Source organism: Streptomyces sp. NPDC055239 (assembly GCF_053606205.1).
Genome location: NZ_JBSGRD010000002.1, coordinates 1 through 12,267, shown reverse-complemented (window position 1 = coordinate 12,267; position 12,267 = coordinate 1). Strand labels below are relative to the sequence as shown.

Annotated in this window: 9 protein-coding genes and 1 rRNA gene; 5 read left to right on the top strand and 5 right to left on the bottom strand. The window is 71.1% G+C overall.

Going from position 1 to position 12,267, the window contains the following annotated elements:
- Nucleotides 1-30: 30 nt before the first annotated feature.
- The 4 genes from ACWFRJ_RS06315 to mtnA are packed head-to-tail and all read right to left on the bottom strand — an operon-like array spanning nt 31 to nt 6,009.
- Nucleotides 31-1,914, bottom strand: a complete 1,884-nt coding sequence (locus tag ACWFRJ_RS06315) for an LpqB family beta-propeller domain-containing protein (protein ID WP_453525087.1) — start codon at nt 1,912-1,914, stop codon at nt 31-33.
- Nucleotides 1,904-4,084, bottom strand: a complete 2,181-nt coding sequence (gene mtrB / locus ACWFRJ_RS06310) for an MtrAB system histidine kinase MtrB (protein WP_453525086.1) — start codon at nt 4,082-4,084, stop codon at nt 1,904-1,906. The genes ACWFRJ_RS06315 and mtrB overlap by 11 nt, the downstream gene beginning before the upstream one ends.
- A gap of 1 nt (nt 4,085) precedes the next feature.
- Nucleotides 4,086-4,775 carry a two-component system response regulator MtrA gene (gene mtrA, locus ACWFRJ_RS06305; protein WP_190080121.1) on the bottom strand — a complete coding sequence of 230 codons (690 nt, stop codon included), beginning with the start codon at nt 4,773-4,775 and terminating at the stop codon, nt 4,086-4,088.
- A gap of 4 nt (nt 4,776-4,779) precedes the next feature.
- Nucleotides 4,780-6,009 (bottom strand): S-methyl-5-thioribose-1-phosphate isomerase, encoded by a 1,230-nt coding sequence (mtnA, locus tag ACWFRJ_RS06300; protein WP_453525085.1) that lies wholly within the window; start codon nt 6,007-6,009, stop codon nt 4,780-4,782.
- A gap of 140 nt (nt 6,010-6,149) precedes the next feature.
- On the opposite strand from mtnA, the gene ACWFRJ_RS06295 reads away from it, so the two are divergent.
- From ACWFRJ_RS06295 to ACWFRJ_RS06275, 5 genes are all read left to right on the top strand, one after another.
- Complete coding sequence (locus ACWFRJ_RS06295) at nt 6,150-7,466, top strand: DUF7847 domain-containing protein (protein ID WP_453525084.1); 1,317 nt, start codon at nt 6,150-6,152, stop codon at nt 7,464-7,466.
- 4 nt (nt 7,467-7,470) lie between these two features.
- Nucleotides 7,471-8,175, top strand: a complete 705-nt coding sequence (locus ACWFRJ_RS06290) for a DUF4129 domain-containing protein (protein ID WP_453525083.1) — start codon at nt 7,471-7,473, stop codon at nt 8,173-8,175.
- A 116-nt stretch (nt 8,176-8,291) separates the two neighbouring features.
- Nucleotides 8,292-9,545: a DUF4350 domain-containing protein gene (locus ACWFRJ_RS06285; RefSeq protein WP_453527057.1), complete on the top strand. Its 1,254-nt coding sequence runs from the start codon at nt 8,292-8,294 to the stop codon at nt 9,543-9,545.
- Nucleotides 9,545-10,552, top strand: coding sequence for an AAA family ATPase (locus ACWFRJ_RS06280; protein WP_453525082.1), 1,008 nt, complete (start codon nt 9,545-9,547; stop codon nt 10,550-10,552). Before ACWFRJ_RS06285 ends, ACWFRJ_RS06280 begins: the two co-directional genes overlap by 1 nt.
- On the top strand, nt 10,552-11,862 hold the full coding sequence (locus ACWFRJ_RS06275; protein WP_453525081.1) for a DUF58 domain-containing protein: 1,311 nt from the start codon (nt 10,552-10,554) through the stop codon (nt 11,860-11,862). Before ACWFRJ_RS06280 ends, ACWFRJ_RS06275 begins: the two co-directional genes overlap by 1 nt.
- 124 nt (nt 11,863-11,986) lie before the next feature.
- Here ACWFRJ_RS06275 and rrf read toward each other — a convergent pair.
- A 5S ribosomal RNA gene (rrf, locus tag ACWFRJ_RS06270) occupies nt 11,987-12,103 on the bottom strand.
- Between the last annotated feature and the right edge of the window lie 164 nt (nt 12,104-12,267).

Genomic DNA, 12,267 nt, shown 5'->3' with positions numbered 1-12,267 from the left:
CGGATGGACGGGACACCCCAGATAGACGCGTCACCCCGGATAGAACGGCGCCGAACCCTCCTTGACCACCGTCTGCCACTGCGCACCCGTCGGCAGCCGCACGATCCCGTCGTCCGAGTGCGCAAGCAGCGGCTGCCGCTCGTCCTCGGACGCCGCGATCTCCTTCACGCCGGTGAGGCCGGGCAGCGTCGCGCTCGCGGGCACCGAGCCGTCGCACTGGACGTACCGCATCTGCTGCACGCCACCGGACTCGCGCCCGACCACCACGAGACGGCTGCCGCCCGCCCACGACATGGCGGTGACCTCCTCCATCTGCGGTGCCGCCCGGCGCAGTTCGACCACCGAGATGACCGGCTGCTCGCCCTTGGCCCCCGACCGCTCGACGCGGCCTATCTTCAGGGACTTCTTGCCGTCCTTGTCCTTCACGAGAAGCGCGATCCGTACGCCGTCGGCCGACACCCGCACCGCCTCGATCCGTCCGTCGAGGTTCGAGATCTCGACCGACTGCGGCTCTCCCGCGCCCTGCTCGAGCCAGAGCAGCCGCGGCCGCTTCGGGTCGCGGTCGGCCACCCAGAGGTCGCCACGGCCGTCCCAGCTGGGCGTGGAGAGACCGTCCTCCTCCGACTTGGCCTTGCTGCGCACCTCCGGCTTGCCGAGCGCGCCGGGCGAGACGAGCGACCCCATGTACAGCGCGCGCCCGTCGAGCGACACCCCGGCCGCCCGCTCCTCGTCCCGCGACACGGCGGCGGAGCGCAGCGGCTGCTCACCACTGCCCAGCCGCCCCTGCACGGGCACGGGCACCTTGCTGCCGCCATTGGCCGACATCCGCACAAGGCGCCGCTTGTCGTCGATGAGGTACTGGAAGTCGGGCTGGTCCGCGGTGCGGCGCGAGGCGACGGACTCGGCCCGCTCCTTGCTCAGGACGCACAGCTGCGAGCCGTTGCGGCGCTGCAGCTCCACCTCCTCGACGCCGGACGACGTCAGGTCCTGGAGCGTGAAGAGCAGTTGCGCGGCCATCTCGGTGCACCGCTCCTGGTTTATGGGATCGGCCTTCTCGTTCAGCGGCACCGTCAGCTTGCCCTGGTCGTCGGGCGCCAGCGTCTTGGTGCCCGCCTTGAGCCGCGTACCCGTCGGGAAGCGCGTGTCCACGACCTGCTTGAGCCAGGTGGTGGGCCCGTCGAGCACCGCCTTGACGGTCTCCGTCACGGGATCTATTCGCTGGCGTATGTAGACGGGGTCGGCGACGAGATTCTGGCCGCCGCCGGTCGCGGCGGACGTCGCGGAGGCGCCTGCCGAACGCGTCGCGTAGTAGTACTTATTGACGGACCAGTAGATCCGCTGGAAGTCGGACTGCCCGAGCACGACTCCCTGGGGGACCCGGTCGATCCGCCATTCCTTGCCGCTAGGACCGTCCCGCTGGGTGAGGTGGACGCTCTTGTTGTAGGCGTCGTTGTCGAGCTGGTACGCGTGCTCCTTGTCGACCGTGGCGACCTTGCGCCCGGTCAGCGGGAACGAACGGCCGGTCTCGGTGCCGTCCGCGACGCTGCCCGATCCCGTGCTCGGCCCGTTCTCTAGCACCGTCGTCTGCAGATCCGGGTTCCAGCTCTTGGACGCTTCCTTGGTCAGGTACTTGCGCGCCATCGCGAAATCGGGGTCGTCGCTGGTCAGCGCCTCGAGGAAGCCCTGGACGATCTCGACTGGGCCCGCGTCCTCACCCGGCGGCATCGCGTAGACCCTGACCTGCGACTGCGAGTCCGGCCGCTGGGAGGCGTCGACCGCCTTGAGGTTGCCGCTGTCGGGCATCGAGGCGCAGCCCGCGAGCAGCAGCCCGCAGGAGCCGAACAGCAGACCGGCCCGCAGCGGACGCAGGTGGGCCGTACGCCGCTGAGCGCGGCGATCGTGGTCAGCGCCCACGAGAGGCCTCCCCTTCCCTGGCGGGATCCGTTTCGATCGCGTGCGCACGGTCTGTTCCGGTCGCCGGTTCACCGGCTCTCAGGGCCACATCGGGCTCGGGTCCCTCCGACACGGGGCCCTCCGGCAAGGAGCCCTCCGGTGCAGAGCCCTCCGGCTCCTCACCCTCCGGCACGCCGTCGTCCATCGGTCGCCGCGGGACGACACGCGACCCGTTGCCCGGCAACGCAGTCGGGTCCGCCGTCGCGGCCGACTGTGCGAGCCGCGGCGCTATCGGCGCCCTCGCGGGGACCGGCGGCGGCACCCGCTCCGACGCCGAAGCCGACGGCTGTGCGGGCACCGTGGCGAGCTTGTTCGCGCCGCCGAGCGGGAGACCCGCGTCGTTGAGGCCACGGTGGCGCCGCGAATCGTCGGGCTCCAGCGGTATCGGCGATCCCCGTAGCGGCTCGTCCGCCGTACGCGGCAGTGTCAGACGGAACTGCGAACCGCCGCCCGGCTCGCCCCACGCCTGCAGCCAGCCGCCATGCAGCCGTGCGTCCTCAAGCGCGATGGAGAGCCCGAGACCGTTACCACCGGTGGTACGCGCGCGTGCCGGGTCGGCCCGCCAGAAGCGGCTGAACACGCGGGTCGCCTCGCCGGGCTTGAGCCCCACTCCGTAGTCCCGCACCGCGACCGCCACCGCGCCGCCCGCCACCGCGAGCCGCACCACGACGTCCCGGCCCTCGCCGTGCTCCACGGCGTTGACCACGAGGTTGCGAAGGACACGCTCCACACGGCGTGCGTCGGCCTCGGCGACCACGGGCTGCTGGTCCCCGACGACCCGGACGTGCGTCCCCTTGCGCTCCGCGAGCGGTTCAGCACCGCCCACGACACGTCGTACGACCTCACGCAGGTCTATCGGCTCGGCCTCCAGGGCTGCCGCGCCCGCGTCGAACCTGCTGATCTCGAGCAGATCCGCGAGCAGCGTCTCGAACCGGTCGAGCTGGTCGGCGAGCAGCTCGGCCGAGCGCGCCGTCACCGGATCGAAGTCCACGCGCGCGTCGTGGATGACGTCGGCGGCCATCCGGACGGTCGTCAACGGCGTACGCAGCTCGTGCGAGACGTCCGAGACGAACCGCCGCTGCATCCGCGAGAGCTCCTCCAGCTGCTGGATCTTCAGCTGGAGGTTCTGCGCCATCTTGTTGAAGGCCTCACCGAGCCGCGCGATGTCGTCCTCTCCGGTGACCTTCATACGTTCCTGAAGGCGCCCGGCGGAGAGCCGCTCGGCGATGCCCGCGGCCATCCGTACCGGCGTGACGACCTGGCGCACCACCAGCCAGGCGATGGCACCGAGCAGGACCACGACGAACAGACCGGCGGTGGCGAGCGTCGTTCTTACGACGCCGAGCGACTCCTCCTCCTGCGTCAGCGGGAAGAGGTAGTACAGCTGGTAGGGCTTGCCGTTCAGGTCGTTCAGGCGCTTGCCGATGACCAGACCGGGCTGTGCGTCGCGGCCGTCGTTGAAGACGATCCGGGTATTGCTCTGATACGCCCTGGTGCCCTTGTCGACGCTGTCGCGCAGCGACTCGGGCACGCTCTGGATCGGGTCCACTCCCCCGGAGGCACGCGGCCCGCGCACGCTGGCGCCGTCGGCCGTGGACGTCGGGCTCAGGGTCACCACGTTGAACGCGCTCTGACCGCCGCTGGAGAGCTGCTCGACCAGGTCGGACATCCACACGGCGGTGGGCGGCGTCGCACCGCCGCCGGTCGTGCCACTGCCGCTGTCCTGCCCGCCGGAGCGCGACCTGGCGGAGTTCGCCTCGTCCTGAGCGGCCCGGAATCCACCGTCGGCCTGGCTCTGTGAGGCCTTCACCTTCGCCTTGAGCAGGCCGTTGTTCACCGAGCTGAGAACGGCGAAGCCGAGCATCAGGACCACGCCGAGCGACATGAGCAGCGTCGTGGCGACGACCTTCAGCTGGATGTTGCGCCGCCACAGCCGCAGAGCGGGCAGCAGCGGACGCCGCACCCAGCGCACGAAGAGCCTCAGGACGGGGCTGCCCTGAACCCCGCCCTGCAACAGCAGACCGCCTTCGAGAAGCCGTCCGTACGTGGATGCGCGCCGCCCGGGGCCTCCAGTCCGCCCCGAGCGGCCACCCGGAGCCCCGGGCGGTGCGGGGGAACTGTCCCGGGTCACGTCAGCTCGGTCCGGCCTTGTAACCGACACCACGGACGGTCACCACGATCTCCGGCCGCTCGGGGTCCTTCTCGACCTTCGAGCGCAGCCGCTGGACGTGCACGTTCACCAGGCGGGTGTCGGCCGCGTGGCGGTAGCCCCAGACCTGCTCGAGGAGCACCTCACGCGTGAACACCTGCCACGGCTTGCGGGCGAGCGCGACCAGGAGGTCGAACTCGAGCGGCGTCAGGGCGATCGACTGCCCCTCCCGCTTCACGGAGTGCCCCGCCACGTCGATGACCAGGTCACCGATGGCGAGCTGCTCCGGCGCGGGCTCCTCGGACCTCCGCAGCCGCGCCCTGATACGGGCCACGAGCTCCTTCGGCTTGAAGGGCTTCACGATGTAGTCATCGGCGCCGGACTCGAGCCCGACCACCACATCCACGGTGTCGCTCTTGGCCGTGAGCATGACGATCGGCACCCCGGACTCCGCCCTGATCAGGCGGCACACCTCGATGCCGTCACGGCCCGGCAACATCAAATCCAGCAGTACAAGATCCGGCTTTGCCTCCCTGAAAGCGGCCAGCGCCTTGTCGCCATCAGCTACGAACGACGGCTCAAAACCTTCTCCACGCAGCACAATCCCGAGCATCTCGGCCAGTGCGGTGTCGTCGTCGACGACAAGGACTCGTCCCTTCATGCCTGACATCATCCCATTAGCTCATCGATACCTGGCGTGACCTGGCACACAGCTCGGCCAGGCCCCCTGCTGTCACGGGCGAAACGACGCCCTCCTCGGTGACGATCGCCGTCACCAGTTCCGGAGGTGTCACATCGAAAGCGGGGTTGTACGCCTGGGTCCCCAGAGGTGCCACCGCGATCCCGCCTCCCGCTTCAAATCCGGCCATCGGCACATAGGGTGCCGTGACCTCCGTCACTTCATGACTCGCCCGCTGCTCCACCTCGATGGACGCTCCGTCCGGGGTGTCCGGGTCCACGGTCGTGACCGGCGCCACCACGATGAACGGAACGTGGTGGTAGCGGGCAAGGACCGCGAGCGGATAGCTCCCCACCTTGTTCGCCACCGAACCGTCGGCCGCGATGCGGTCGGCGCCGATCAGTACGGCATCCACCTCACCCGCCGCGAACAGCGACCCCGCCGCGTTGTCCGTAAGCAAGGTGTACGCCATTCCGCTCCGCGCCGCCTCATACGCGGTCAGCCTCGAACCCTGCAGCAAGGGACGCGTCTCGTCCACCCACAGCCTGCGCAGACGTCCCTTCCGGTGCGCGGCGAGGGCCACCGCGAACGCCGTGCCCTCACCTCCGGAGACCAGCGCCCCCGTGTTGCAGTGGGTCAGGATCCGGTGCCCGCCGCCCGGCAGCATCTCGTCGAGCAGCGCCAGACCGTGCACCGCCATCTCCGCGCTGGCCAGGGCGTCCTCCCGGTGCAGCGCCCGCGCCGCCGCGAGGGCCGCGGCGGCTGCCTGCTCCTGATCGGCCCCGCCCACGACCGCCGAGCGGTACGCCGCCCGGGCCCTGCGTACGCCGTGACCGAGGTTGACCGCGGTGGGCCTCGCGCCCGCGATCGCCCCCGCCGCCTCGTCCACGTCGAAGCCGCGCGCGGCGGCAAGCGCGACCCCGTACGCACCGGCTATGCCGAGCAGCGGCGCCCCGCGCACCGCGAGCGTGCGGATCGCCTGCACCAGAGCCGGCGCGTCCGTGCACACCAGCTCGGTCTCCTCGCCGGGCAGCCTGGTCTGGTCGAGGAGGACCAGTACGGGGCCCTCCGGGGGCTCGGCCCAGCGGATCGCGGGAATCGCCGTGTCCAGCGGCTTCAGCGGGTCCACTGGGTCCGCAGCGTGTGCGGGGTGTGCTGGTTGCGCTGCGCTCATCGGGGTGTCGGTCGGCCGTGTGTCCTCGCCTGATTGCGCGTACTGATCAGCCATCCGCCCAGTCTGCCCCGTACCTGACGGACAATTGAAGGTGTGCAGCCCATACGCCGCCCAGTCACCGCAAGGGTGTGCCGTGGCACGATGGCTGCCAACCGGCCGCCGCGACCGCGGACGGGCACCGTGAAGGAGCGACGATGAACGACACTCCGGGCTGGGCTTCGCCCGGATCCGCCCCCTCCGACGGACAGGACTCCGGCACGTCCGGACCCGCCGAGCCCGAGGACAAGCCCGCGGACAAGCCCGAGGGCCCGCCCTCGAAGTGGTCCAAGGAGCAGCCGCCGCCCGCCCAGTGGTCCGCCCCCAGCCCGCCGGCATCCGGCCAGACCCCGCCTGCGCCGCCGACTCCGCCCGGCGGCGGCTGGGGCGGCGGACGCCCCGGCGGCCCCGGACCAGGTGGACCCGGCCGTGGCGGCCCCGGCGGCTACCCCGGCTGGGGTGCCTGGCAGGGCCCTCCGGCCGCCGCCAAGCCCGGCGTCATCCCGCTGCGGCCGCTCGGCGTCGGCGAGATCCTGGACGGCGCGGTCTCCACGATGCGTACGTACTGGCGCACGGTGCTCGGCATCTCCCTGGCCGTGGCCGTGTTCACGGAAATCATCGTCATCCTGCTCCAGGGCCTCGTCCTCGACGACAGCGTGAGCACGGACGCCATCGACGACCCGAGCGCGACCGTCGGCGAACTGACCCGCGCCCTGGGCGACACCCTGCTGAACTCCGGCGTGATCCTGCTGATCACGCTGCTCGGCACGATCGTCGCGACCGCCCTGCTCACGATGGTCACGAGCCGCGCGGTGCTCGGCAAGTCGGTCACCACGGCAGAGGCCTGGCAGGACGCCAAGCCGCAGCTGCCGAAGCTGATCGGCCTGACGCTGCTCCTGCCGCTCATCGGCGCCGCGGTCGTCGCCGTCGGCACCCTGCCCGGCGTACTGATCGCGGTGGCCGGGTCGACCGACGCGGGCATCAGTCTCGCCGTCCTCGGCGGACTCGGCGCCCTCATCGTCGCCATCTGGCTGCTCATCCGCTTCTCGCTCGCCTCGGCCGCCCTGATGCTGGAGAAGCAGGGCGTCAAGAAGTCGATGACCCGCTCGGTGAAGCTGGTCCGCGGCTCCTGGTGGCGGGTGTTCGGCATCCAGCTGCTCGCCGCGATCATCGCCAACGTGGTGGCGTCGATCATCGTCATCCCCTTCACGCTCATCGCGGGCGCGCTGAGCGGCGACGGCGTCACCGGCTTCCTCGACAGCGGCACCGGTGACCTCGGCTGGACCTTCCTGATCGTCAGCGGCGTCGGCTCGGTCATCGGCTCGATGCTCACGTTCCCGATCACCGCCGGCGTCACGGTCCTCCTCTACATCGACCAGCGGATCCGCCGCGAGGCCCTCGACCTCGAACTGGCGCGCGCGGCGGGCCTCCAGGACAACGGCGGCTCCAACGCCCCCGGAACTCCCGGGAGCTGATGCGGTGACGGGGGCAGTACTGCACGGGTCGAAGACGGTCACCTCGCTCTTGGCACGCACCGGCGGCGACGACGCCCCACCGGTGACGATCCCGCGCGACCCCGCACGGGAGGCGGCCGAACGCGAACTCTCCAAGCCGACGTACCACGAGAACGACCCCAGCCTCCTGCAACGCGCCCTGAACCGCTTCTGGGACTGGGTCGACGACCTGTTCAACGCCGCCTCGGGGGCAACCCCGGGCGGCGGTCTTGGCCTCCTGGTCATCGTCCTCGCCGTACTGGCCCTCATCGGGGCCCTCTGGTGGCGCCTGGGCACACCGCACCGCGCCCCCACCACATCCCCCGCCCTCTTCGACGACCGCCCCCGCACCGCCGCGGAACACCGCGCCGCCGCCGAGGCCCACGCCGCCCAGGGCCACTGGAACCAAGCCGTCCAGGAGCGCATGCGGGCCATAGTCCGCTCCCTGGAGGAACGCGCCCTCCTGGACCCCCGCCCCGGCCGCACGGCGGACGAGGCAGCGGCAGAGGCCTCCCGGACCCTCCCGGGCCACGCCACCGAACTCCACACGGCGGCCCAGTCGTTCGACGCGATCACCTACGGCGGCCGTACAGCCACAGAACCGACGTACGACCAACTGACGTCCCTGGACAACGCCCTGACCCGCACAAGGCCAACCCTCACCACCACCCCCGAGGGAGCCCCAAGGTGACGGCCCCCAAGGACCCCACGAACACAGGGGCCGAGACGGAGCCCGGGACCGAGGCTCGAAGCGGGACCAGGACCGGAACCCGCAGCCGAACCACGTCCGGTTCCACAACCGGCGGCATCACAACCGCCGGCCCCAGGACCGCAGGGCCCGCCCCCTCAACGGCCCCCTCAACCGCACCCTCACCGGGCCCCTCAGCCCCCACATCCATCTCCCCCACCCCCCGCCAACTCTGGACCCGGACCCGAGGCCTGCTCCTCGCCCTGGTCGTCCTCCTGGCAGCCGCCATCGCCATCGCGGCTGTCCGCTCCAGCGCCCAGCACGGACGCCTCGACCCGCGTTCCGCCGACCCCTACGGCAGCCGCGCCGTCGCCGAACTCCTCGCCGACCGCGGCGTATCCACCCGCGTCGTCACCACCTCCGAAGAGGCCAGGTCCGCGGCAGGCCCGGACACCACCCTCCTGGTGGCCGCCCCCGACCGGCTCACCGAACGCCAGCAGAAGCGTCTGCGCTCGGCCACCGAGGACTCCCGAGGCCGCACCGTCCTCATCGCCCCCGGAACCCCCTCGGTCAGCACCCTCGCCCCGGGGGTCACCGTGGACGCCACCCCCAGCCTCGACTCCACGCTCTCCCCCCGCTGCTCCCTGCCCGCCGCCGAGCGCGCGGGCTCCGCCGACGTGGGCGGCCTGCGCTACGACACCCTCGCTCCGGACGCCGAGGCCTGCTACCTCAGCGACGGCCTGCCCAGCCTCCTGCACCTCCCGGCAGCCAAGGGAGGCAGCGACACCGTCGTGCTCGGCGCCCCCGACATCCTCCTCAACGACCGCCTCGACAAGCAGGGCAACGCCTCACTGGCCCTGCAACTCCTCGGCTCCCGACCCCACTTGGTCTGGTACCTCCCCTCGCCCGCCGACGACGCAGCGACCGACGACACCGCCGACCGCGGCTTCTTCGACCTGATCCCCGACGGCTGGCTCTGGGGCACCCTGCAACTCACCGTCGCCGCAGCACTCGCCGCCCTGTGGCGCGCCCGCCGCCTCGGCCCGCTGGTCCCCGAACGCCTCCCCGTGGCCATCCGCGCCTCCGAAACCGTCGAAGGCCGAGCCCGCCTCTACCGCAAGGCGAACGCCCGCGACCGCGCATCCGCCGCCCTCCGCTCGGCCACCCGCACCCGCATCGCCCCCCTCATCGGCGTATCCCCCGGCCAGGCCCACGCACCCGAAACCCTGCTCCCCGCCCTGTCCGCCAGGCTCCGCGCCCCCGGCCAGGACCTGCACCCCCTCCTCTTCGGCCCGCCCCCGGGCAACGACGCAGCCCTCATCACCCTCGCCGACCAACTCGACGCCCTCGAAAAAGAGGTACGTACTTCATGATGGACCCGACCACTGACAACGCCGAGAACTCCGGAAGCACCGGGATCTCCGGAAGCTCCAGCAGCGCCCGCTCCTCCCTGGAGTCCCTGCGCGCCGAGATCTCCAAGGCCGTGGTCGGCCAGGACCCCGCGGTGACGGGCCTCGTCGTGGCTCTCCTCTGCCGCGGCCACGTCCTCCTCGAAGGCGTACCCGGAGTCGCGAAGACCCTCCTCGTCCGGGCCCTCGCCGCATCCCTCGAACTCGACACCAAGCGCGTCCAGTTCACCCCGGACCTGATGCCGAGCGACGTCACGGGCTCGCTCATCTACGACGCCCGCACCACCGAGTTCTCGTTCCAGCCGGGCCCGGTCTTCACCAACCTCCTGCTCGCCGACGAGATCAACCGCACCCCTCCCAAGACCCAGTCCTCCCTCCTCGAAGCGATGGAGGAACGCCAGGTCACGGTGGACGGCACCCCTCGCCCGCTCCCGGAGCCCTTCCTCGTCGCGGCCACCCAGAACCCGGTCGAGTACGAAGGCACGTACCCCCTCCCCGAAGCACAGCTGGATCGTTTCCTCCTCAAACTCACCGTCCCCCTCCCCTCCCGCCAGGACGAGATCAACGTCCTCACCCGTCACGCGGAAGGCTTCAACCCCCGCGACCTGCACGCCGCCGGCATCCGCCCCGTGGCAGGCCCCGCCGATCTGGAAGCGGCCCGCACGGCAGTCGCCAAGACGTCCGTCTCCCCCGAGATCACCGCCTACGTGGTGGACATCTGCCGTGCCACGCGCGAATCCCCGTCCCTCACCCTGGGCGCCTCTCCGCGCGGCGCGACCGCCCTGCTCTCCACCGCCCGCGCCTGGGCCTGGCTGACCGGCCGCGACTACGTCATCCCCGACGACGTGAAGGCCCTCGCCCTGCCCACCCTCCGCCACCGCGTGCAACTCCGCCCGGAGGCAGAGATGGAGGGCGTGACGGCCGACTCGGTCATCAACGCGATCCTCGCCCACGTCCCGGTCCCCCGCTGATGGCCGTCACCGGCCGCACAGCGCTCCTTGCGGCCATCGGCAGCCTCCCGGTAGGCATCTGGGGGCCCGGCTGGGCAGGCATCCTCGCCGTGAACGCCCCACTGGCCCTGGCCTGCGCCTGCGACTTCGCCCTGGCCGCTCCCGTACGCCGCCTCGGCCTGACCCGCACGGGCGACACCTCAGTACGACTCGGAGAATCCGCCGACGTCGAACTGACCGTCACCAACCCCTCCGGCCGCCCCCTGCGCGCCAAGATCCGCGACGCCTGGCCCCCGAGCAGCTGGCAGCCCGGCACCGAGATCGAGGCATCCCGCCACGGCCTGACGATCCCTCCGGGCGAACGCCGCCGCCTCACCACCCGCCTGCGCCCCACCCGTCGCGGCGACCACCAGGCGGACCGCGTCACCATCCGCTCGTACGGCCCCCTGGGCCTCCTCACCCGCCAGGGCAGCCACAAGATCCCGTGGACGCTCCGGGTCCTGCCGCCCTTCACCAGCCGCAAGCACCTCCCCTCGAAGCTGGCCCGCCTGCGCGAACTCGACGGCCGCACCAGCGTCCTGACCCGCGGCCAGGGCACCGAATTCGACAGCCTCCGCGACTACGTTCCTGGCGACGACACCCGCTCCATCGACTGGCGGGCCACCGCCCGCCGCTCCACCGTCGCCATACGCACCTGGCGCCCCGAACGCGATCGCCACATCCTGCTGGTCCTCGACACCGGCCGCACCTCGGCGGGCCGGGTCGGCGACGCACCCCGCCTCGACGCCTCGATGGACGCGGCCCTGCTCCTGGCGGCCCTGGCCTCCCGAGCGGGCGACCGGGTGGACCTCCTCGCCTACGACCGCCGGGTACGCGCCCTGGTCCAGGGCAAGGCCGCAGGCGAGGTACTCCCTTCCGTGGTCAACGCCCTGTCGACACTGGAACCGGAACTCGTCGAGACGGACGCCAGAGGCCTGACGTCGACAGCCCTGCGCACCGCGACCCGCAGCTCTCTGATCGTCCTGCTGACCAGCCTCGACGCGGCCCCCATCGAAGAGGGCCTGCTGCCCGTACTCTCCCGTCTCACCCAGCGCCACACAGTCCTGCTCGCCTCGGTGGCCGACCCCCACATCGAGGAGATGGCCAAGGCCCGCGGAACAGCAGAGGCCGTGTACGACGCCGCAGCCGCAGCCCAGGCCCACACGGAACGCCATCGCACGGCGGAACAACTCATCCGTCACGGCGTCACAGTCGTGGACGCGACTCCCACCGACCTGGCCCCTGCCCTGGCGGACGCATACCTGTCCCTGAAGGCGGCCGGCCGCCTCTGACTGAAATAAAAAAGGCCCCGGAGAGGGGCCTCGGACGAGAAATAAGAAATGCAGAATGAGAAAAGACTCCAGAACGCAGAAAACCCCCGCACCCAGAGGGTGCGGGGGTTTCCCGTTAATAATAGTTCGGCGGCGTCCTACTCTCCCACAGGGTCCCCCCTGCAGTACCATCGGCGCTGTGAGGCTTAGCTTCCGGGTTCGGAATGTAACCGGGCGTTTCCCTCACGCTATGACCACCGAAACACTATGAAACTGTCAACCGCACCGCAGTCGTGGCCCGACATACGGGGTTGTTCGTGGTTTCAGAACCAACACAGTGGACGCGAGCAACTGAGGACAAGCCCTCGGCCTATTAGTACCAGTCACCTCCACCCGTTGCCGGGCTTCCAGATCTGGCCTATCAAC

What these genes read in the sequence shown, in the direction of transcription:
- mtrA (WP_190080121.1), bottom strand. Translation starts at nt 4,775, where the DNA reads ATGATGTCAGGCATGAAGGGACGAGTCCTTGTCGTCGACGACGACACC.
- mtnA (WP_453525085.1), bottom strand. Translation starts at nt 6,009, where the DNA reads ATGGCTGATCAGTACGCGCAATCAGGCGAGGACACACGGCCGACCGAC.
- ACWFRJ_RS06295 (WP_453525084.1), top strand. Translation starts at nt 6,150, where the DNA reads ATGAACGACACTCCGGGCTGGGCTTCGCCCGGATCCGCCCCCTCCGAC.
- ACWFRJ_RS06280 (WP_453525082.1), top strand. Translation starts at nt 9,545, where the DNA reads ATGGACCCGACCACTGACAACGCCGAGAACTCCGGAAGCACCGGGATC.
- ACWFRJ_RS06275 (WP_453525081.1), top strand. Translation starts at nt 10,552, where the DNA reads ATGGCCGTCACCGGCCGCACAGCGCTCCTTGCGGCCATCGGCAGCCTC.